At 40.7% G+C, this 21,333-nt stretch carries 19 protein-coding genes and 1 pseudogene; 9 read left to right on the top strand and 11 right to left on the bottom strand.

Translation table 11 applies throughout. From position 1 onward, the window contains the following. The first annotated feature begins 40 nt into the window (after positions 1–40). On the top strand, positions 41–1,780 hold the full coding sequence (locus tag WYK_RS19030) for a glycoside hydrolase family 13 protein (protein ID WP_040376032.1): 1,740 nt from the start codon (positions 41–43) through the stop codon (positions 1,778–1,780). 45 nt (positions 1,781–1,825) lie between these two features. Here WYK_RS19030 and asnB read toward each other — a convergent pair. Beyond that, positions 1,826–3,677: pseudogene (gene asnB, locus WYK_RS19025) on the bottom strand (asparagine synthase (glutamine-hydrolyzing)). Positions 3,678–3,894: 217 nt separating this feature from the next. On the opposite strand from asnB, the gene WYK_RS19020 reads away from it, so the two are divergent. Beyond that, positions 3,895–4,470: a DUF2777 domain-containing protein gene (locus tag WYK_RS19020; RefSeq protein WP_040376031.1), complete on the top strand. Its 576-nt coding sequence runs from the start codon at positions 3,895–3,897 to the stop codon at positions 4,468–4,470. A gap of 42 nt (positions 4,471–4,512) precedes the next feature. Here WYK_RS19020 and WYK_RS19015 read toward each other — a convergent pair whose 3' ends face one another. The 5 genes from WYK_RS19015 to WYK_RS18995 all read right to left on the bottom strand — a co-directional run bounded on the left by WYK_RS19015 (position 4,513) and on the right by WYK_RS18995 (position 9,254). Continuing rightward, entirely contained in the window at positions 4,513–4,863 is a 351-nt protein-coding gene (locus WYK_RS19015; RefSeq protein ID WP_040376030.1) for a YisL family protein, read from the bottom strand. Positions 4,864–4,957: 94 nt separating this feature from the next. Further along, entirely contained in the window at positions 4,958–5,854 is an 897-nt protein-coding gene (locus WYK_RS19010; protein ID WP_040376029.1) for a fumarylacetoacetate hydrolase family protein, read from the bottom strand. Positions 5,855–5,880: 26 nt separating this feature from the next. Continuing rightward, positions 5,881–6,381 (bottom strand): DNA topology modulation protein, encoded by a 501-nt coding sequence (locus tag WYK_RS19005; protein WP_040376028.1) that lies wholly within the window; start codon positions 6,379–6,381, stop codon positions 5,881–5,883. Positions 6,382–6,398: 17 nt separating this feature from the next. After that, complete coding sequence (locus WYK_RS19000; protein WP_040376027.1) at positions 6,399–7,565, bottom strand: DUF418 domain-containing protein; 1,167 nt, start codon at positions 7,563–7,565, stop codon at positions 6,399–6,401. A 96-nt stretch (positions 7,566–7,661) separates the two neighbouring features. Then, positions 7,662–9,254, bottom strand: a complete 1,593-nt coding sequence (locus WYK_RS18995) for a long-chain-fatty-acid--CoA ligase (RefSeq protein ID WP_040376026.1) — start codon at positions 9,252–9,254, stop codon at positions 7,662–7,664. Between the two features lie 155 nt (positions 9,255–9,409). On the opposite strand from WYK_RS18995, the gene WYK_RS18990 reads away from it, so the two are divergent. The 6 genes from WYK_RS18990 to WYK_RS18965 all read left to right on the top strand — a co-directional run bounded on the left by WYK_RS18990 (position 9,410) and on the right by WYK_RS18965 (position 11,402). Beyond that, complete coding sequence (locus WYK_RS18990; RefSeq protein ID WP_040376025.1) at positions 9,410–9,631, top strand: spore germination protein; 222 nt, start codon at positions 9,410–9,412, stop codon at positions 9,629–9,631. Between the two features lie 38 nt (positions 9,632–9,669). Then, a complete protein-coding gene (locus tag WYK_RS18985) occupies positions 9,670–9,870 on the top strand; it encodes a spore germination protein GerPB (RefSeq protein ID WP_040376024.1) in 201 nt (66 codons plus the stop codon). Positions 9,871–9,945: 75 nt separating this feature from the next. Next, the gene (gene gerPC / locus WYK_RS18980; protein WP_040376023.1) at positions 9,946–10,548 is read left to right on the top strand and encodes a spore germination protein GerPC; all 603 of its coding nucleotides are present in this window, start codon (positions 9,946–9,948) and stop codon (positions 10,546–10,548) included. Further along, positions 10,549–10,728, top strand: coding sequence for a hypothetical protein (locus tag WYK_RS18975; RefSeq protein ID WP_040376022.1), 180 nt, complete (start codon positions 10,549–10,551; stop codon positions 10,726–10,728). A gap of 4 nt (positions 10,729–10,732) precedes the next feature. Further along, positions 10,733–11,164 (top strand): spore germination protein GerPE, encoded by a 432-nt coding sequence (locus WYK_RS18970; RefSeq protein WP_051387713.1) that lies wholly within the window; start codon positions 10,733–10,735, stop codon positions 11,162–11,164. 19 nt (positions 11,165–11,183) lie between these two features. Next, positions 11,184–11,402, top strand: a complete 219-nt coding sequence (locus tag WYK_RS18965) for a spore germination protein (protein WP_040376021.1) — start codon at positions 11,184–11,186, stop codon at positions 11,400–11,402. A gap of 50 nt (positions 11,403–11,452) precedes the next feature. Here WYK_RS18965 and addA read toward each other — a convergent pair whose 3' ends face one another. The 4 genes from addA to WYK_RS18945 all read right to left on the bottom strand — a co-directional run bounded on the left by addA (position 11,453) and on the right by WYK_RS18945 (position 20,148). Further along, the gene (addA, locus tag WYK_RS18960) at positions 11,453–15,223 is read right to left on the bottom strand and encodes a helicase-exonuclease AddAB subunit AddA (RefSeq protein WP_040376020.1); all 3,771 of its coding nucleotides are present in this window, start codon (positions 15,221–15,223) and stop codon (positions 11,453–11,455) included. Then, positions 15,216–18,713, bottom strand: a complete 3,498-nt coding sequence (gene addB / locus WYK_RS18955; protein WP_040376019.1) for a helicase-exonuclease AddAB subunit AddB — start codon at positions 18,711–18,713, stop codon at positions 15,216–15,218. The genes addA and addB overlap by 8 nt, the downstream gene beginning before the upstream one ends. 248 nt (positions 18,714–18,961) lie before the next feature. After that, the gene (gene lepB, locus WYK_RS18950; protein WP_040376018.1) at positions 18,962–19,498 is read right to left on the bottom strand and encodes a signal peptidase I; all 537 of its coding nucleotides are present in this window, start codon (positions 19,496–19,498) and stop codon (positions 18,962–18,964) included. Between the two features lie 38 nt (positions 19,499–19,536). Next, the gene (locus WYK_RS18945) at positions 19,537–20,148 is read right to left on the bottom strand and encodes a TVP38/TMEM64 family protein (protein WP_040376017.1); all 612 of its coding nucleotides are present in this window, start codon (positions 20,146–20,148) and stop codon (positions 19,537–19,539) included. Between the two features lie 272 nt (positions 20,149–20,420). On the opposite strand from WYK_RS18945, the gene WYK_RS18940 reads away from it, so the two are divergent. Then, positions 20,421–20,786: a hypothetical protein gene (locus WYK_RS18940; RefSeq protein ID WP_040376016.1), complete on the top strand. Its 366-nt coding sequence runs from the start codon at positions 20,421–20,423 to the stop codon at positions 20,784–20,786. A 65-nt stretch (positions 20,787–20,851) separates the two neighbouring features. Here the strand turns inward: WYK_RS18940 and WYK_RS18935 are convergent. Then, a partial coding sequence (locus WYK_RS18935; protein WP_051387710.1) for a competence protein ComK occupies positions 20,852–21,333 on the bottom strand: 482 nt, incomplete at its 5' end.

Below are 21,333 nucleotides of genomic sequence, written 5' to 3'. Positions count from 1 at the left end.
TCAGCTTCACTATAAAACGGATACTTAAGGAGTGTTTTTCATGGAAAAATCCGCTGTCTATCATCGTCCTAGCGATAATTTCGCTTATTCAATTAATAAAACCACCCTCCAGATTAGACTTCGCACAAAAAAAGCAGATGTTCAAAACGTCAAACTACTATTTGGTGATCCGTACATATGGGAAAATAACGAGTGGCAAATAGAAGAAATGCCGATGACGCTTTCTGGAAGTGACGATGTATTTGATTACTGGCAGGTATACGTTTCGCCAGCTTTTAAAAGGCTGCGGTACGGATTTAAACTTCAATCCGATGCAGACACTCTGATTTACACGGAAAAAGGATTCTATGAAACAGCTCCACTAGACACTGATTTCTATTTCTGTATTCCGTACTTACATCAAAATGAAGTATTCGATGCTCCGGATTGGGTAAAGAATACGGTCTGGTATCAAATTTTTCCTGAACGTTTTGCAAATGGGGATTCCTCCTTGGATCCCAAAGATACTAAGCCTTGGGGCAGTGAAAAACCAGCGGTCAATAATTTTTTTGGCGGTGATTTTGCCGGTATTATACAACATCTCGATTATCTCGTGGATCTTGGGATTAACGGGATTTATTTCACACCTGTCTTTAAGGCCTACTCTAATCATAAATACGATACAATCGATTACATGGAAATTGACCCCCAATTCGGGGATAAGGAAACTCTGAAGCGATTAATTGCTGAATGCCACAGCCGCGGGATTAAAGTCATGCTCGACGCTGTATTCAACCATAGCGGTTATTACTTCCCTCCGTTTCAAGATGTACTAGAAAAGGGGGAGCAATCGCCCTATAAAGAGTGGTTCCATCCCCACAGCTTCCCGCTGACAGGCGGTGAGCGTCCTAATTATGATGCATTTGGTTTTGTAGAAAGTATGCCTAAACTAAATACTGCTAACCCAGAGGTGAAGGATTACCTGCTTACAGTCGGTAAGTATTGGATTGAGGAATTTAATATTGATGGATGGCGTTTAGATGTAGCGAATGAAATTGACCATCAGTTTTGGCGTGAGTTTCGTCAAGAAGTTCGGAGCATAAAGAGCGATCTCTATATTCTCGGAGAAATTTGGCATGATTCGATGGCTTGGCTGCGAGGCGATCAATTTGACGGTGTTATGAATTACCCATTCACAACGAATATTAAAAACCTGCTTGCCAAGCAAAGTATTACGGGCCAGGAATTTATTGAAAACATGAGTAAGGTCTATCACAACTATCCGAAAAATGTTTTTGAAGTAACTTTTAATCTTGTTGGCAGTCACGACACACCTCGGATATTAACAGAATGTGAGGACGATGAACAACGAACTAAGTTAATCTATACGATTTTACTAACTTTCATGGGCACACCTTGCCTCTACTATGGCGACGAAATTGGAATGAGCGGCGGTGCTGATCCAGGCTGCCGTGAATGCATGAAGTGGAATGAAGAAGATCAAAATCTTGATATGAAACAGCATATTCAAAGGCTGATCAACCTCCGGACAAATGAAAGACTGCTGGCGAATGATGGGGAAATTGAATTCCTGCTGCCCGATAGTCCAAATGGAATCTTCGGCTACCGTAAGTACACCGAGGATAAATCGATTGTTGTTTTAGTGAATTCAACAGATACCGAGAAAAGTTACTCATTTACTGAACCTTTGAGTGACATAAAAGATATCTATTCAGGAAAAACGTATACTGGTTCATCGGTTACCCTTGAAGGATATGGTTTTGCGATTTTAAACTATTAAAAAACCAAAAGAGGCTTTCCCCAACTCTAGGGGGAAGCCTCTTTCTTATGAATCTATAATTTGAATATCATACTCTTTAAACCAGACATGAATTTGAGCCAGATGTGCCAGCAGCTGCGGGCCGGACATTAATTGGCCAAACCATGGTACCTTGAACGCATTCCCTTTAGATTCAACAATTTCCTGTAGTTTTTGTTTATCAAAAAATTCATGAAGTATGGAATTCCGGTCTGCTAATACATCCTTCAGCCAGGATTGGACCCTATCCGTGTAGATTGGGTTATGTGTTTTCGGATATGGACTTTTTTTGCGGTACAGTATTTCTTCGGGCAATAAGCCTTCAAGACTCTTCCTCAAGATTCCTTTTTCTCGATTTCCTGTCATTTTCATGTCCCATGGAATATTCCAGACATACTCAACCAACCGGTGATCCGCAAAGGGTACACGAACCTCAAGACTTGCAGCCATACTCATTCTATCTTTTCGATCAAGCAGTGTCGTCATAAACCAATGAATGTTCAAGTAAAATAGTTCTCTACGTTTAGCGTCTATTCCGCTTTCTCCATCAAGCTGCGGTGTTTCGGCTATCGTATCCAAATATTTAGCCATCGCATAATCCTCAAGCTTCAGCTTATCCTGCCAATCAGTTTTTAATAAAGAAACCCGTTCTGCAGTTGAGCGCATCCAAGGAAATCCTGGTCTATTTAAATCGTCTTCTCGGTGAAACCAAGGATATCCGCCAAAAATTTCATCTGCACATTCGCCTGAAAGACCCACAACAAAATCCTGCTTGATTTCACGGCAGAACCATAACAATGATGAATCGACATCTGCCATCCCAGGTAAATCGCGGGCATATACTGAATCCGTCAAATAGTGTACCAGCTGTTCTTGCGAAATAATTGAACTGTGGTGTGCCGTATCAAACGTTTCAGACATTTGCTTAATCCATGGGCCATCGGAATTGGGCTGAAACTCATTTGCCTTAAAATACTTCTCATTGTCCTCATAATCTATGGAATACGTATGAAGCCTGCCTTTGCCTTCTTTCTTATAAGCATTAGCAGCGATGGCTGTTATTGCACTTGAATCCACGCCTCCTGATAAAAAGGTACAAAGTGGTACATCCGATACGAGCTGCCGTGTGACAGCATCCTCGACAAGGAAACGCACCTTTTCAGCGGTCTCACCGAGAGAATCCTGATGTTCCTCACTTTTCACATTCCAATAACGCCAAGAACGCAGCCCCTGCTGACTGAGTGTCATCGCATGCCCCGGACGCAATTCCTTTATGCCATGAAACACGCCAGATCCTGGTGTCCTAGAAGGTCCTACTCCAAAGACTTCAGCGAGTCCCTGTCTATCTATTTCAGGTTTTATATCCTGATGAGAAAGGATTGCCTTTAACTCTGAGCCAAAAATAAGCCCTCCATTTTTCTCTGCATAAAACAGCGGTTTAACTCCTAAACGATCTCTAGCGATAAATAGTTTTTGTTCCGCATCATCCCAAATCGCAAAGGCAAAAATCCCATTAAAATAATCCACACATTTTTCCTTCCCATTCAATATAAGAAGTTAGTAAAACTTCTGTATCAGAATGACCTTTGAACGAATATCCTTTTACTAACAGCTCTTTTCGCAAATCTTCTGTGTTATATAATTCGCCATTGTAGCATAGTACGTATTCGTTTTTGGCATGACTTTTTAACATAGGCTGTTTTCCGCCTTCTGGATCGACAACTGTCAGTCGGCGATGTCCAAAAGACGCATGCAGGGTGCTCCAGACATTTGTGTCGTCGGGTCCACGTTTCGATAGTGTTTCCGTCATTTTTTGTACCGTTTCTTTCTCATTCAGCAAGTTTTGTTGAAAATGAACCCAGCCGGTAATCCCGCACATTTAAATCAGTCCTCTCTGTTGCAATGATGAACTAGCCGAACGACCAATGTGTTCATGGCTTTCCACATGCAAATTATGCTAATTGGATAGTATATAAAAATAAACTATGCAACTAAACATAAATGGTTATTTGTCCTATATCTTTTTATCACGAGGTTATAGTTTGAAGGATTTATGTCTAAAAAGTAGGTGAGGCATTCATTTCTGGAGGTAGACTATGAGTCAACAACAACGCGAGGTCTTATATGACCGTCAACCAAGAGCATTTACAGAAGGCACCGTAGAAAACATCAATCAACAGTGGATCTTTTTCGATAGTGAAACAGATGAAGCCTCTTCCTTAGAGGAATACGTTCATCAGGAAGTAGAGGTTCAGCGAGGCAGGAATTGGTACCGAGGCACACTCGAAGAAAATGGAGTTGTCAATTTGAGGCGTGAAACCTTTAGTCTAAGTGATGGAGAGCAGATTAAAATAAGAAAACAAATGATTTATTCGTTCGATGCTCTTTTAGAAGAATTGGATGATGATTCTTTCTTTCAGTTTGTAACTTCACTTAATTCTCTGGATTTCTCCATTTATGATTGTATCTATAGCTATAATCAACTATCCTTTCTGAGGGATGTACATTCTAAATCCGGGGTAAACTTTTTAATCTTCGATAATGAATCACAGATCTGTGCTGTTCAGCATCACTTCTTTTATTCTGAGAATCGGCATGACCGTTTTGAGTTTACGTTAAATACAGGTAAACGAATTATGATTGAAAAATTAAATAAACCGTCTGACGCGTAATCGTATAAAAAAAATGGCTTTCCCCAAAGGGAAGCCATTTTTTTATGCGAACGGTTTAAAACCTTGTGGTAATGATAGTCCAAGGTAAAGTACAACTACGAAGGCAATGACAAAAGCGATCCAAAGAGCGCCAGTACTCTTTCCTTTAGAAGTACGAACCAAGACCATCTCCATAAGTCCGATGACAATAATTCCAACAATCAGTTTTACTGCATAAAACCCAAAACTGCTGCCGATTAACGCGAAGCCTGTACCAATAATCGCCAAATACAAAACACGAGTAATCATATGAGTAATTTTTGCAGGTTTTGTCTTACCGCCTTTATAAAGCGAATTTGCTACGAAAAATAAAATAATAGCAAGTGCCCAAGCTGTAATGTGCATATGAGTCATAATTAAATCCCCCTCTTAGTATTCTCTTCTATCATACCATAGACAATTTTGGAAAACCAAAAGCGACTATCTGGAAATCCATAAATGTGTACAATTAGTGAATACTATTTTTCAATGTTCCGATTTTGTCTATTGTAATTTCAATACAATCTCCTTTTGTCAGGAAACGTGGCGGTTTAAACCCTTTTCCCACTCCAGCTGGCGTACCGGTCGCAATAATATCCCCCGGTTCCAATGTCATTCCTTTTGAAAGAACTTCAATGATTTCTTCAATGGGGAAAATAAACTGTTTTGTGTTTGACTTTTGTCTGCTCTCTCCGTTTACCTTAGTCTCGATACCTAGCTGATTAGGATTCTCTATCTCTGATTTTTCAACGATATACGGCCCTATAGGGCAGGATCCATCCAGACTCTTGCCTAATAAAAATTGTTTGTGCCTTGCTTGTAAATCTCGTGCCGTTATATCATTTACAATCGTATAGCCAAACACATAATCAAGAGCATGTTCTTTTTGTATAGCTTTGCCTGTTTTACCTATTACTACAGCCAGCTCGCCTTCATAATCCAGCTGATTGGTTACCTCTTCATGATTTGGAATGGGAGTACCATGTCCAATTACAGAGGTTGTTGCCTTAGAAAATAACATCACATGCTCTGGAATGTCTGCTTCACTTCCCATTTCTATCGCATGATCCGCATAATTTTTTCCTACACAAAAGATATTTTTTACCGGTCGTGGAATGGGAGATTCCCAATCGAAACTTCCTTCCTCACTATATAATCCGGTTTGATTGTCTGTATGGGCTGCCCAATGTTGGATGGCCGACGCTTTATTCAGAAACTCCTCCCCTTCTGAGATACAAGCGAGCAGCGTGTTTGGCACCTCCATTTTCATTTTTTCTGCTGCATCTTGAAGCAATAACACCTTTCCTTGTTCTTCAACAATGACTACCTTGCTGGCAGAGCCGATTTTGACTGTCGCAAATTTCATCTTCGATACACTCCTTAGTATAATAACTAGATTTGGTGCAAAAACTGTTCAACTTGTCTGCTATTTTTAAACAGATATACCTTTTTACCCTCAAGATTATTTAGTCTCTTTTTTATCGCTGGTGCTTTTTTTCGATTAAAAGTTCGGACATAATTAAAAAATTCAAGATCAATTTTCTCTGGGCAGTCTCTCGCCATATCAGGTCGTGTTTTGCCCTGATACATCACTCTTCTTTTTACAATCCGGTATAAGCAGAGCGATGTGGGAAAATCAAGATAAATGACGGTATCTGCAGGTTCTAGACGAAGGTCAAGTGTCCCATGATAATTTCCATCCACTATCCACTTATCACCTGTAAGCAGGCTTTCTTGACGCATAATGAATTCCTCAGAACTTGACTGTACCCAGCCTGGCTTCCAGAATAGCGTATCTAGATGGATGACCTCACTATTGATCTTTTCTGCCAACTTTAGTGCTAACGTTGATTTCCCTGAACCGCAACAGCCTAAAATGATTACCCTCTTCATGAAAGCCCCCTGAAAACTTATTTTTTAAATAATGGACGTTTTCCATAAGTGAAGAATCTCCAGATATATTCGATTGGACCGATATAAAAATACCGCACCCATAGCAGGCTAAGCACCATTTGCCCGATATAGATGATGAAAACGAACAGGATACCCGTTGTAAAGGAGATTTTACCATATATACCTAAGCCGTATGAATAAAAAATCAACGTAGCTATAATCGATTGAAGCAGATAATTGCTGATTGAAAGCCTGCCGACAGCAGCAATCGGTGAAAAAATCTCCGTCAATTTCTGGTTTTGAAACACTAATGTGAAGAGGAATATATAGGCAAATGAAACGATGGGTCCCCCAAGGAAATCCTGTATCATATCTGCTGCCATGTTTCCTTCCGTCGTGTAAGGAAGAGTTTTCAGAAAAAAGCCTGCTAGGAAGGCTATCGCAGTTATCCAAAGTAATTTTTTTTGGTGTAGTTTCGGATTATGCAGCCACCCAAGTTTGGCGATTCCTGCACCCATTAGAAAATGCGGGAAAATGGAGAAAAAGATAATCAATGCACTCGCAAGATTATTCACCTTATACCAATCTGCTATTCTTTGCTCAGTAATCTCCATGAAACTACCGTTCTGGTAAGTATTCATAGTGGCTTCAGCTTGAATAAAATTTGTTTCAATGGATGAAGAGTTTCCTGTAGCCACCATCAGCAGCATCATAAGACTTAAAGCTGCAAACGGCAGAATATACATAAGCGAGCCGAAGATCAGCAAAGTTTTCCCTCTCCATTTATAAAACTGTAAAAAGAAAAAGCCAAATAGAGCATAAGTAATCAAAATATCACCATGCCATACCAAAAAGGCATGCAGAATGCCAATCACTAACAAGGTCGTCATCCGCCTAAAAAAAAGAGATGGAAATGATTGACCACGTTCGGCACTACGATCAGCCATTAAAATGGCTCCAAAGCCAAATAAAAAAGCAAACAGAGGATAAAAACTTGCCTGAGCCAATACATCAACCAATATGTATAAAATATGATCAGGATTTTGATTCCACCAAGTCAAGGGATCTATATCCATAAATGGTGAATGAAAAGACGGCATATTAACTAGGAAAATACCTAATATGGAAAAGCCGCGAAGAATATCAATGGTTTCAATACGATTTTGTTGGATAGCGTTACTCACTACTGCACTCCTTTATTCTGGTTTTCTCTCTAAAGATATCATACTATTCAACGTTATCTTTCTAAACTAAGCTTGGGGGAACAGTTCCCCCCAAGCTTAGTTTACAAATTTACCAGTGATTCCTCGTTGTTCCCAGTAGGCATTTCGAAGCTGAACTTTTTGAATTTTACCTGATGCAGTCTTCGGCAGTTCTTCTACAAAGCTTACACCCGTTACAGCCTTAAAATGGGCAAGTCTTTCGCGAGTAAAGGCAATAACCTCTGCTTCCGTTAACTCTTGATTATTTTTCCGAACAATATATGCGTGTGGTGTCTCTCCCCACTTCTCATGTGGTACGGCAATTACAGCCGCTTCAAGAATTGCTGGATGTTCATATAGCATTCCCTCTACTTCTATCGAAGAAATATTTTCACCGCCAGAGATAATGATATCTTTCTTTCGATCTACGATTTCTATCGTTCCATTTTCATCTATAACTCCCATGTCTCCTGTATGCAGCCAGCCATTACGCAGGGATTCCATTGTTGCTTCATCATTCTTCCAATACCCTTTCATAACACCATGACTTCTGGTAATGATTTCGCCAATTTCCTTCCCATCATGGGTTACTTCCTCACCATGTTCATTGACCACTTTTACTTCACTGCCAATCATAGAATGTCCTGCTTTAGCTTTCATTTGGTAAATCTTCTCTTCAGGTAAATCAAGGTGTTGCGAACGGATTGTCGAAATGAGACTTAGCGGTGATGATTCAGTCATGCCATACACCTGAATAAACTCCCAGCCAAGCTCTTTTTCAACTCGGGAGACAAATGCAGGAGGCGGTGCCGAGCCTGCTATAACTACTCGGACATTGCGTGAGACGCTCGGGGTATACTGATCATAATATTGCAGCAGTGCATTTAAGACGGTTGGTGCCATATGTATAATCGTTACATTATGCTTCTCGATTGCATGAAAAATCGCTTCTGGTGATGTTTTTCGCAGACAAACTTGAGAAGCTCCATTCGCTGTATAATAAAATGGTGATCCCCACCCATTCACATGGAACATCGGGAGAACATGCAATAGGGTATCTTTATCACTAACACGTAAATGATGCATTGCACTGAGCGCATGAAGATAGTTATTTCGGTGTGTCAGCATCACACCCTTAGGATTTCCAGTCGTACCACTCGTATAGAGAAGACTACACACATCCTCTTCATCTACAGATTCCCGTTCAAATTCGCTGTCTGGCAAATCTGACAGCCAGTTATTGTAATCGATTTCATTTATCTCATCAGTTCGATGGTGGACGATGATCGTATGTACACATTCTAAATTTTCCTTAATTGGCTGGATCAGATGGTACAATAGCTGGTCGATAAACAGTACTTTTGCTTCACTATGATTCAAAATAAATAAATAATCTTCCGGAGTCAGTCTCGTATTAAGCGGTACCATAATGGCTCCAAGTTGAAAGATTCCATAAAAACCTTCAAGCATTTCAGCTGAATTTGGTGTCAAATAAGCTACTCTGTCACCTTTACTAATTCCGAGTTTTCTTAGACCTGCCGAAAGCTGGTTCACTCTCTTATTCATTTGAGCATAGGTATACACTTTGTCTTCAGTAAAAACGGCCTCTTTCTCTCCATACAGTGAAACCGCTCTGTCTAAAAAAGATGACAGTACTAATGGGACCTTCATGTAATCACTCCTTCGATTATTTGTGTCAACTATATTTTATCACATTCATTGACTACTTTGAAGATTCTGAAATATCTTGAATAGGCTGTTTAATCACCTTCATCGATCTTGAACATAAAATGGTCTTAGGAATTCTTACTAAAGGGTGAATTACTATGCCAGCTATCGTCGGAGTAGTCCAGGTTATTAATGTCGGAAGCAGCGGGGTTTTTCATATTGGTGATGTTTTCAAAATATCTCCGTTTGCAACCTCTAAAACCTTTGCAGGTGCAGGGTCATTTAATACTGGCGAGACGATTTCTCTCTATAACGCCGCCAGCACAACCAATACCAACGATACAGATGCCATTGACCAGCCGACTGTTTTAAATTTATAGCAGGCGGAATCCCCCTATTACACAGGGAGGAGGATTGTATGATCTTCAATATTCAACAAAACATTCATATCCACACGATAAAGATTAACAGCATCGGAAATTCGTCTGTTTTTCAAATTGGCAGTTCAGGGGTAATTAAGGCTCTTTCGACCTTGTCTAATACAGGCGGATACACTGAACCAGCCCCACAGCTAGACAGCGAAGGAGAAAGCTTTGTCCCCTTCCCGCCGACTGGCTAACTTAGGCATTCACCTATATTTGGTTCTAGCATATACTGAATCGATATACATGCATAAGAGGCGAGGTGAATACGGATGCAGAATGATTTCTACTCCTATACAGTCCAAATGCAAAGATATTTAGAAACTCAGGACAATCGAATTAAAATGCTGGAAAATGAACTGGCTCTCATGAAAACCAAACTAGCAGAACTCCAAAACAAACCAGCAGTGAATGTTGAAAGAATTGAGTATAAGTTTGACCAGTTGAAGGTCGAAACGCTTGAAGGTACTCTAAATATCGGGCTAAATCCAAGCGACCTAAGCAATATTGAGGAGCTTGCCATTAATTCTGCAAATCCCCCTCTGCAGCCTTATGTATTCCCTAATCGACAGCAGTTTGTTGAAGACCTTTCGGCATCTATTGCTGCTGAAATGGATGAACTAATTCAAGATACAGCTGAGCAGCATCGCGAAAACCTGGATCCATCTTTTCATCAGCTTATTAAAAGCGATATTGAAAAACAACTTTCCCAGCGTGTCAGTCTTTATCTTGATCAAACATCACAGCCAGAACGTTCACCCCATTTACTAGAACAAGTAAAAGAAAAAATTAGTGAACGAATTAAAAGTGATATCACTCAGTCCATCAGAAACTTTATTCAATCTTCATCTAATACGACAGGAGGAAACAACTAAATGGATTTTCACGTTGTTAATGGCGAACTATGTGTTGAACATATTGAGGTAGTAGGTGTGTCTGCTTCATCATTATTCTTAATCGGTGATGCTCAAACAATCCAGCTTTCATCTGCCTTCGATACCCCTCCAGAATCATTAATCATTGGACCAACATTCCCTTTTATCCCAAAAGGGTAACTCTATGCTCAGCAGAATAGTAAAGGTGAACTCATTATCCTTAAAAGTACTTTCTTTCAGTGCGTTGCTGCAAATCGGCGACTGCAGTTATGCCGACGCTTCTTCCAAAGCATTTGCGCTCCAGCGCTACAAATCAGTTTTCGATGGCGAAGAAGCAAATTGTGTTGACTACCCTATTTTTCATTTACCTTCCGTCTATTTACCAATTACCGAACCCGTACAAACGACCTTCAAGCAAAGTAAACCATTTATTAAAGTAAACCAGATTAACATCGTAGGTGCGACGCTTTCCTCGATTATTGGAATTGGAAATATCAATCATTCCTCCATGGAATCAAGAATTATGCACATCAGACAGGTGCCCTACAAACAAAACAAACAGGAGCAGCTCAATGAAATAAATGAAGGACTTCCTGCTGAACCTAACGATAGTTAAGAATGAAAGGAATGGTAGTATGCCAGCGATTATTGGACCCGTTCAGGTGATAAATGTCGGCGGCGGCGTCTTGCAGTTCGGTGATACCATCGTCATCTCACCAAAAAGCAGTGCCAAAATTATTGAAGGCTCGGGATCATCCAACACAGGGGCTTTCATTTTCACTGGCAGTGGGATTAATGGAAACAACGTCCTCGATGTCAACGGTGTAGATCAACCGATTGTCGGAAATAATTAGCTCAAACAGCATATAAAAAGGACCAAATCTCAAGCGATTTGGTCCTTTTTTTATTCAATTTCAAGTAAATGACCGCCGTCAAAGAAAAACAAATAACGGTGTTTCACTTTCTTTTTCATGATCGTTTCAATAGCACGAGTATAAAGCTGCAGCTGCACTTGATACCGCTCAGCAAGAATGTCTTTTGCTCCTTCGAATCCATGAACAAAGCGACCTGTAATTTTATCTGTTTTATAATCCAATAATACAAGTCCATCCTCATCCTCAAAGATACAGTCGATGACACCCTGTACTAATATCTCATCATCACCATTCTGCCAGTCTGCGTAGGCATCTGCCGCGGACATTGCCATTGTAAATGGAACCTCTCTGCGGACAGTTTTTGCATTCTGCAGTCGTTGTCCAATCGGAAGCTGGAAAAAGGCAGCAACTACGTCTTGATCCACGCTTACGCTTTGTTCCTCTGTAAGCAGTTCACGGTGAATCAGATCATCAATAAGTTCCTGTATGCCTGGCCTAGTCACGGTTTTATCTAAATCAATATGCTGCATCACTAAATGCGTAATTGTTCCTTTTTCAGCAGCGGTTATCGACGTTTCCTGCATAAACTGTGGGCGTGTACTAATTGGACGCTTGAATTTATGCAGCAGCTCCATTGAACTTGCTTCATCTTTTAGTTCATTTTGACGTTTTAACTCTGAAACGGATTGCTTCGAACGATGCACGGATGCATCAAAGTGGTCATATTTCCAGGAAAGCTGTTTGAAAACTTGATCGCTAAATGGCGACTCAATGTCTATTTCATCACCCTTTTTCACATACTCTAGAAGTTCTTCTTGCGTTAGTTCTTCATCATCCTCAACGATTTGCAGTTCTCTCGCAGCGACAACTTGTATCGCCCATTCTGATGGGTCTGATGCCGTTTCAGTAAACGGAAAAGAAGCGATCCCATGATCCAGCTTAATAGCTTCACTGTGACGGTGACGCAGAACTGCTGGACCAATCCAGTCTAGATAGCTCCTCGCGTTTGCTCTAACATGATCGTTTAAAAGCCAATCAGCATGTTGACCGGATGCGGCCCATTTTTCTAACGTCTTCGCTGCATCCTTAAGCGTACCAATTAAGTGCAGCTTTTCTTTGGCACGTGTCAGTGCGACATACAGGACGCGCATTTCTTCAGCAATCGTTTCTAGCTGTTGTTTTTTCTTAAAAGCGATTTGAGGCAAGGAAGGATAGGTAATCCGTAATTCAGGATCCACATATTTAGAAGCAAAACCATATTCTTTATCAAGTAAATAAGATTTACGGATGTCCATTAGATTGAATTGTCTAGCAAGACCTGCAATGAAAACGACAGGGAATTCAAGCCCCTTTGAAGCATGTATTGTCATTACTCTTACAACATCTTCCTGTTCGCCAAGAGTCCTCGCCGCACCTAGGTCATCTCCACGCTCCTGCATGCGATCAATAAAACGCAGAAAGCGGAATAAACCACGAAATGAGCTTGATTCGTATTGCCTTGCTCGGTCATACAGTGCCCGTAAATTGGCTTGTCGCTGCTTTCCTCCTGGCATACCTCCCACAAAATCATAAAAGCGTGTATCTCCAAATAACTGCCAGATTAAATCTGAAAGCTCAGTCTGCTGTGACAACTGTCTCCATTCGTTTAATTTCCGATAAAAGAAGGAGACTTTTTCATACAGCACTGGATTTTGTTCTGGATCAGCTCTCCGGTAATAATCAGCCATAGCCTCATAATAAGTGTTTGAATTAAATAAACGGACTTGTGCCAGCTCTTCCTCATCAAGACCGACAATTGGTGAACGAAGCACCGATACTAGCGGAATATCCTGCTGTGGATTATCAATCGTTTTCAGCAGTGAAAGCATGATTCTTACTTCGTTTGCTTCAAAATATCCGGTTGACAGACTTGCATAAACAGGGATTCCCTGTTTTTTGAACTCATCCATGATTTGCGGGGCCCATGGCATAGACCGCAGTAAGACAACCATATCACGATAGGTAATCGCCCGGTAAATCCCTGCTTTTGTATCATAAATCTGCTGTTTCTCATTAATGGCTTGTTTAATCAGTTTTGCCATCATTCTAGCTTCTAACTGTGCTGTTTCCAGTTCTTCATCATCAAATCCGAACTCATCTCCATCACCTGATTCGTCAACGGAACTGCTCGAATCCACATTTGCGTTATCAATTAAAGTCAGCTCGATTGGATACGACTTATCCTCTGGATAGGAAGCCCCTTTTTTTAGTTCAGCGTCTTCATCATATTCAATTTCGCCAACCGTGAGGCCCATCAGCTGTTTAAATAAGAAGTTCGTTCCTGACAATACCTCACTCCGGCTGCGGAAATTACGGTTTAAGTCGATTCGAAGACCGCTTTCGCTGCCATCATGGGTAAATCGAGTATATTTTCCTAGAAAAAGATTCGGTTCAGCCAAACGGAAACGATATATGGACTGCTTAACATCACCAACCATGAAAAGATTCCCGCTGTTTTCCCCATCCGCTGTTACAAGCTTCAGAATTGATTCCTGAACTAGATTTGTATCCTGATATTCATCCACAAGTACTTCTTTAAACTGTTTGCGATAACCCAATGCCGCTTTTGAAGGCGTGAGGCTGCCCAATTCTGCTGTATCAGCTAAAATCGCTAAACTATAATGCTCTAAATCTGAAAAATCAACGAGGTTCTTTTCCGCTTTGGCTGCTTGAAACATCGTACCAAACTGTTTAACTAAATCTACGAGTGTTTCCACATACCCCTTTAAGCCGCGAATATCTTCTAGATAATGTTCGGGCTTTCGGGAAAACAAATCGATTTTTAATGTATCAATAATCTTTTTCGCTTTTTTACGATAGTTATCAGCTGTTTTGACCATTTCTTTATCAAAGGAGTCACCCTTACATGCTTTAGCTCTTGAAAAACTGTTGTCCATCTGCATTGCTTCATACATGCTTTCCCAAGACTCCTGATGGGCTTTTTTCAGCCTCTCAATAATCGTAAGGTCAGCAATAAAATTCTCCGCTCGCGGCGCAGGTCCTCCTGGCTGCTTAGAAAGTTCAAGCGCCTGGTTAAGTAAAGATCGAGCGGTTTCTAGCTGCAAGGAAGTATCAAAAGTCAGCTCTTTAATAAATGGTAAATCATCAATTTTCGTTTCTTCTGGCAAATCATACATCGCTGCCGCTTGATCAAGCCAAGCCTCAGGGTGGGGATGAGACCTTGAAAAATTATGCAGGGAACGAATGATTGTCTGCAGTGCTGTATCATTTCGGTCTCCTGTATAGGCATCAACAAGTTTAAAGAAGCGTTCGTTATCACTTTGACCGTAGTGTTCCTCAAATAACTCTTCCATCACTTCATCACGTAATAATTCTGCCTCTGTAGAATCCGCAATTCGGAACCCAGGATCTACATCGGTTAAATAATAATAGGTCCGGATTACGTCTAAGCAAAAAGAGTGCAGGGTTGAAATGGAGGCTTTGTGAATCAAACTAACTTGTTTACGCAAATGTTGAGAATCTGGATTATCTTTAATCGCTTGTTCAAGGGCTTCTCCAATTCTGTGTTTCATCTCTGCGGCTGAGGCGTTCGTAAACGTCACGACAAGGAGCTCATCCACATTCAATGGATCCTCTTCTGAAAGGATTTTCTCGATGATTCGATTGACGAGCACAGCCGTCTTCCCCGAGCCCGCCGCAGCAGCCACAAGAATGTCCTGATCCTTAGCCCAGATTGCTTTCCATTGGTCTTCTGTCCAAGTCGCACTCGCTGGCATTACAGGTATAATCGTTTTACTCATCATCATTCCCTCCCTTCTTAAGGATGTCTAAGATATCTGCGTCTTTTCTATTTACCAGTACGTTATACTCGTTCTCTTCTAACGACTCATCAAACTGACAGACTGATTTATATGCACAAAATGTACATGGTTTTTTTTCTTTTAATTTGTAGGGTGTAATCTCGACCTTGCCGTCAACAATTTCATCGCCTGCTTTTTGAAAAACGTTTCGAACATGGTTTTGCAGGAGTGTAAAATCTCCATCACTGGCGACTTTTGAGCGGGCTCCAAGGGACCCATCTTTTTTCAACGTAACTGGGACAATATCAGATGTCGTTTTCCCTGAAGAATCAAGCGTTGTATCCATTAATTGAATGACGTCAGGGTTACCTAATACCAATCCTTTCATTTTAAAGCTTTTGAACATCGCTTCTTCAATTTCATCCAAGTTGAGCATACTATTGCTTTTGACGACAGGATTGTGAACATGGAAATATAATACACCTGCAGGCTTCGCATCCTTACCTACCAGCGTCTTTGAATGGCTGACAACAATATCAAGGTAAGTCAGCATTTGCAAAGCAAGTCCATAATAGACTTCACTCATATTCAGCTCTTTGTCACTCGATTTATAATCAAGCACACGAAGATAAATTCCTGAGTCAACTTCCGCTTTATCTACACGATCAATCCGGCCTACTAGCTCCATTTGAGTACCATTTTTGAGTGAAAACGTTAAGGGCGGGATTTCTTCCTTACTGCCAAAAGCCACTTCAAGTCCAATTGGTGCAAATCCGCTTGCTTTTGCTTGTTCACTTAACACGATGGAAGCTCGTCCAATGACATCTTCCAATTTACGTTTTAAGTAATGATGGCGGTTTGTGCTTAGAAGAATCTGATTTTGAAGCTTTGGCGCCAACCGTTCGATTGCTGATCGTGCTAACTGCAAACATTGTTCCTTCGTTAACGAAGACCAAGAAATTTTGTTTTCATGCAGATAATCCGAAATAATCTTCAAAGCACCATGAAACATTTCGCCAATATCCGGAGCATCAAGACGGTAAATCTTCCGCTCCTGAAGCTTCAAGCCATGAGCCGCAAAATGAGAGAACGGACAGCTATTGAACATCTCCATCCGTGAAACGCTGGCTAGAATATTTTCTCCATATAGTTTTTTACTCGTATCTTCTGAAAGTTTCTTCGCTTTATTTTCATAAAACAGGCTGGATAATACCCTGATGGCAAGCGGCTTAATTTCATCATTTCTCATATACGCATTGTAAACATCCCACCACAGGGCATCAATTGGGTACCCTCGTTTTAACAACTGCAGCTGAGCAGTTAAATAAGCCAGCGCTACATTATAATTGGCAGCAAATGATACTTGCCTTACTGCATCAAAGTCGGAAGGATCATTTGTGTACACCGCTTCATTTACCTGACCCAACAAATCCCGTACACGTTTTATATAAGAAGAGGGCAACAGCGATTTCCCTTCTTCATCTGCGAGTGGGTATGACATATATAATGCCTCAGAAGGGGTGGTAAACGCTTTGTAAGCCGTAAATTCTTCATCAAGCAGACGAAGCCCCGAGCCTGGAGCAACTTCCAACCCGTCAGCAAGCAGGGCATTCCGATCACCGTCTGAAAAGATGCCCTCAGCTGTCACTTTCCCTGGCAGTACGCCTTCATTTAGACCAATGACAAATGCTGCCCTGACATCATCAATCCGTGATAAATTAAGGTTCGCAACAATTACTTGGTCTATAGCGGGCGGAACGAGGGAAAATTTCATGGATTCCATTCCCGTCTCGATTATGGTTGAAAACTGTTTCAGTCCTATCTTTTCATCACCAAGAATCTCAACATACTGATCTAGAAGATCGATTACAGCATCCCAAGACTGTTCATGCTCGCGGGCTCGTATCAATTCCCCTGCTTCTTCTGCTTCAAACTTCAGCTTGTCCAGCTTCTCTGGAATGTGGAGCTCCTCTAAATATATAAAGAGGGCTTCACAATATTCTCTGCCGGTTCTAGCACGCTTGAAGCGGCGGGATAGGGTCAGAATCGGTTCTGTGAACATTTCCTTAAGGTCATTTAACTCATTCTCAAGTTCTTTCTCTTTTGTCGTCTGTGATCTTTCCTCAAGCTCCAGCCCTCTAATTCTCCGGTATCCCCAGCGGTCCTTTGACGTCCACCTTGTTCCTTTTATTCCACGTGACAACACATAATTCTCAAGACGGTCGACTCGTTCACGGATAGAAGGCGTCGTTTGGCCAATGGGCGCCAACAGTTCCGTTTTAATCGCTCTGAACACTGTTTCATATCTCCAGTTGCTCACGATAATTTCAAGCGTAGAGCGAACAAGCTCAAGCAGCGGATGATTAAGCATCGAACGCTTCGAATCGATAAAAACAGGAATCTCATAATCTTTAAAAACTGTATCAATTAAATCATGATAAGACTCACCGTTTCGAACAAGGATGGCAATATCATTCCATCGGTAAACACCATCGCGAACAAGTTTTAAAATATCCCTTGCTACTCCTTCTACTTCTGCCCGGCGATTCACCGCTTGGGTTATGGCGACCTTAACGTCGAGCGGATACTTTGTCACCGGTCTTACCGCAAAGTTCGTTTCAAGATGCTTCAAAGAAGGACTTCCTGTATAGCGTCCTACTGCTTCAAGCACCATGTCTTCCTCAATGGATATCCCCTGCTTCAGCGCACTTTGGTAAATGTCGTAATAAGTAGAGCCCGTCTGCCGGAACAAGTGAAGTGCATCAGGTGGATTCTGTCTGAATGGCCGATCTAGTGTGAGCGATACCGTTACATGGCGGCTATGCTTCAGCAGTCCATCAACAATCAACAGTTCCTGTGGTGTGAGACTATAAAAGCCATCCATATAAATGGTCGCAGATGCTAAGTATGACGAGTCTGCCATCTTTTCAACAAGCAGTTTAAAATAATCTTCCGAGTCTAAATACTTCCCAATCAATTCTTCCTCAAATTGCTGATAGATTAAATCCAAATCATGAAGTTTATCACGAAGACCCTCAGGCAGTTCTTCTGTTTCATCGTGAAAGATTCGCACCTGTTCGGGATCAATGCAATAACGTTTGAACTCCTTCAGCATTTCATCCATTTGGGCTATAAAACCCTGCTTATCCGCAGAACGGCGAAACATTTTTAAATCATCTTTTTTATCTTCCATAATCTTACGAATCAACATAGTAACGCCGACGCTGTCAAGATGCCGGCGATTCATTCCGCCTGTTTCCTGAAGCACTCGCCAAGCTAAACGGCTGAAGCTAAAAACCTGTGCTCGTACCATCCCGCCAAGGTCAGGCGTTTTCACTAATTTATATTCTGACAAAAATGTCATCTGATCCGGAACAAGGTAAATAATAGGATTTCCAGCCGGATCTTCTCGCAGTTTTCCACGAATATCCTCAAGAATCCTTGTTGTTTTTCCTGTTCCCGATCTTCCTATTAAAAATTGGAGCGGCATCTTTTTGCCTCCTTCTTCCGTCTACATCTTTATCCCTATTTTAACAGAAAATCCGAGCAGCTTTATGACAGGATTTCTGGAAATTAACTTTGGTCCTTTGCCTTCTATTTTACCGGTTTGGCACAGCTTTTACCAATCGTATGTTCGCCTGACAAGCAGGAAAGCGGTCTTGTTTACGTTTTTGCTTTTCCTAAAATAAAAAAAGAACCCACAACTGGGTTCAAAATTAAACGATATCATTTGCTGTTTTAGAAAGACCCTAAAAGCGGCCAATATTTTAGATCTACTTTCCCAATGATTCGATCAATTGATATAAGGCCGATGTGACGGCTATCCATACTTTTCAGCCGATTATCACCGAGGACAAATACCTTGCCCTTTGGAATCCTCTCTACACCAGTTAGTTCCTTCAAAGTGAAATCACCAGTCAAATGCTGACCAAGAAAAGGATGCTCGATTTTCTCTAAGTACGGTTCCGAAAATTCCTTTTCATTTATAATTAATTTGTCATCTTGATAGGAAATCACATCTCCTGGGATTCCAATTACCCGTTTTACATAATCATCCTTCCTATTTGCATGAAAAACAATCACATCAAAACGCTTAACGGAGGATAATTGGTAGACAACCTGATCCACAATCAGCTTATTCCCTTCCCCTAAATACGGCTCCATCGATTGACCATCAACAACATAATTAGTAAAGAAAAAAGCACGGACTACTAGGAAAATAATGAAGACAGCGAGGATATTTCTAATCTTGAAGGACGACTTTTTCTCTTCCATTCAGTTTCCTCCGTCAAATATCACTTTATTAGATAGTATTAGCCGTCCCCTCTCTTCATGCTTTTATTGAGTCTTGCTTCAATTCTTTTTCCCACCAGCCACAGGATAAATATAATACCTGCCATAATCGCAGTACGCACGGGCTTATGTATCAGCGAAACAACGTCATAACCAATAAAGCTAATTGTAAAAATCATCACCAATTTCCCGCCCATTAATGCTAATGCATACTGTCCGCGGCTGATTTTCGATAACCCAGCAACAATATTAACAATTGCCGATGGCGTAAACGGAAAACAAAGAAGTAAAAATAACGGACCAAACCCATGACGATCCACCCACTCCATCAGCTTTTGTACTTGCTTATTCTTATTCAGGAATCGGAGTAGTTTTTTTTGTCCATAATTACGAAAGATAAGAAAAACGAGTAATGAACCCGTAACAGTACCAATCCATGAAACTAAAAAACCTAACCATAAACCAAAAGCACTGGCATTCGCAACCACAAAAACGACTAATGGTAAGAAGGGTAAAAACGCTTCAAGCATTGGTAATACTACACCTGGAATCGGTCCAAATGATCGGTATTTTTTTATCAGTTCTAAAATATTTTCAGATGTTAGCCACTCTTGTACGCCATTAAAATCCATAATTCTCTCCCCAGACATCAATCATCCTTGAATTTTGAGTTGTTTATCTAAATGTAAGCGAACAATATACTGAATTGCAAGAATTGCTTTTATTAAGATACTGCTTATTTTCCCTAAATCAATGGAAAGCTAACCCGTTTTTAAAATAAGAATATCAGCTTGCAACTAAAAGAGTTATCGATTACGATAAAAAAGAACATTTGTTCTTATTTTTTAATTCCTTACATAGAATAGTTACACCCTGAATGTCAACTAAGAAAGGAGCCTGACCAATGACCCGAATTCCAGAACATGATCGGAATATGATTGAAAAGGCAATTTATCTTCCGATGGTTATTACGATCTTTAATCTAGATTTAGCGGTTATTGAGAAGAGTTCTTTCAAATTAAAAAAGCCCTACCAAGAATTAGTGGAAGAGGCTCTAAGAATAGTTCAGCAGGAGTTAACTGTTGTACGAAGTTTTTTACGGAAGGAAAATATTAAGGTGAGCGAGATGAAACGCGACAAAGACTTTACTATGTATAGTTTTATCTACAAAGGCTTCGAGGAGCACCATAACTATTTCAACCCGCGCTTACGAAATAAAACAGAGGAATTATTGGCTTATTATTTAGTGAAGAGGCTTTATGAACAATAAGAGTCTTGGAGACAAGCTCTCAACAGAGCAACAGAAGAATGTCCCCAACCCAAGGATACGGTCAACTATCTCAATAAAGAATATTTTGAAGCGCTTTCATTTTGTTCTGCAATTCCTTTTCTTGAAACTAAATAATACTGCTGCCGTTCTGTTTCTTCTATACGCTGCAAGAGTTTCGTTTTGAGGAGGGCAGTCCTCATGACTTGATTGCCAAATGAACTATAGGAAATGTCTATCTCAATCTGCTGCTGATTTCGAAAAACAACAGATGTCATTCCCGTATCTGCACGAGTAAACTTACTAACATGATGATGTGACAGCCACATGCACTGAGGTCGTGCAGGTGAAGATGTTGGAAAGAAAAAAATAGAGCTTGTTGGATCAACGGCAATTGGAGCTTTGTGGGTAATCCCGATTAAATGTTTTGTTCCATCCTTTCTTCCCTCGTAACTCGAACCAAAATATTCACAGCTCCGTTTAATAATATCCAGGGGTTTAAACGGAGAGATAAATTGATCTTCTAATTCGAAAATCTGGGAATACATTT

This window comes from Peribacillus psychrosaccharolyticus ATCC 23296 (genome assembly GCF_000305495.1).
Classification (GTDB): Bacteria; Bacillota; Bacilli; order Bacillales; family DSM-1321; genus Peribacillus; species Peribacillus psychrosaccharolyticus.
The sequence above is the reverse complement of the archived record's forward strand: the minus strand, read 5'-3'. Positions and strand labels throughout refer to the sequence as shown.

What these genes read in the sequence shown, in the direction of transcription:
- WYK_RS19030 (WP_040376032.1), top strand. Translation starts at nt 41, where the DNA reads ATGGAAAAATCCGCTGTCTATCATCGTCCTAGCGATAATTTCGCTTAT.
- WYK_RS19020 (WP_040376031.1), top strand. Translation starts at nt 3,895, where the DNA reads ATGAGTCAACAACAACGCGAGGTCTTATATGACCGTCAACCAAGAGCA.
- WYK_RS19015 (WP_040376030.1), bottom strand. Translation starts at nt 4,863, where the DNA reads ATGACTCATATGCACATTACAGCTTGGGCACTTGCTATTATTTTATTT.
- WYK_RS19010 (WP_040376029.1), bottom strand. Translation starts at nt 5,854, where the DNA reads ATGAAATTTGCGACAGTCAAAATCGGCTCTGCCAGCAAGGTAGTCATT.
- WYK_RS19005 (WP_040376028.1), bottom strand. Translation starts at nt 6,381, where the DNA reads ATGAAGAGGGTAATCATTTTAGGCTGTTGCGGTTCAGGGAAATCAACG.
- WYK_RS18995 (WP_040376026.1), bottom strand. Translation starts at nt 9,254, where the DNA reads ATGAAGGTCCCATTAGTACTGTCATCTTTTTTAGACAGAGCGGTTTCA.
- WYK_RS18990 (WP_040376025.1), top strand. Translation starts at nt 9,410, where the DNA reads ATGCCAGCTATCGTCGGAGTAGTCCAGGTTATTAATGTCGGAAGCAGC.
- WYK_RS18985 (WP_040376024.1), top strand. Translation starts at nt 9,670, where the DNA reads ATGATCTTCAATATTCAACAAAACATTCATATCCACACGATAAAGATT.
- gerPC (WP_040376023.1), top strand. Translation starts at nt 9,946, where the DNA reads ATGCAGAATGATTTCTACTCCTATACAGTCCAAATGCAAAGATATTTA.
- WYK_RS18975 (WP_040376022.1), top strand. Translation starts at nt 10,549, where the DNA reads ATGGATTTTCACGTTGTTAATGGCGAACTATGTGTTGAACATATTGAG.
- WYK_RS18970 (WP_051387713.1), top strand. Translation starts at nt 10,733, where the DNA reads ATGCTCAGCAGAATAGTAAAGGTGAACTCATTATCCTTAAAAGTACTT.
- WYK_RS18965 (WP_040376021.1), top strand. Translation starts at nt 11,184, where the DNA reads ATGCCAGCGATTATTGGACCCGTTCAGGTGATAAATGTCGGCGGCGGC.
- addA (WP_040376020.1), bottom strand. Translation starts at nt 15,223, where the DNA reads ATGAGTAAAACGATTATACCTGTAATGCCAGCGAGTGCGACTTGGACA.
- addB (WP_040376019.1), bottom strand. Translation starts at nt 18,713, where the DNA reads ATGCCGCTCCAATTTTTAATAGGAAGATCGGGAACAGGAAAAACAACA.
- lepB (WP_040376018.1), bottom strand. Translation starts at nt 19,498, where the DNA reads ATGGAAGAGAAAAAGTCGTCCTTCAAGATTAGAAATATCCTCGCTGTC.
- WYK_RS18945 (WP_040376017.1), bottom strand. Translation starts at nt 20,148, where the DNA reads ATGGATTTTAATGGCGTACAAGAGTGGCTAACATCTGAAAATATTTTA.
- WYK_RS18940 (WP_040376016.1), top strand. Translation starts at nt 20,421, where the DNA reads ATGACCCGAATTCCAGAACATGATCGGAATATGATTGAAAAGGCAATT.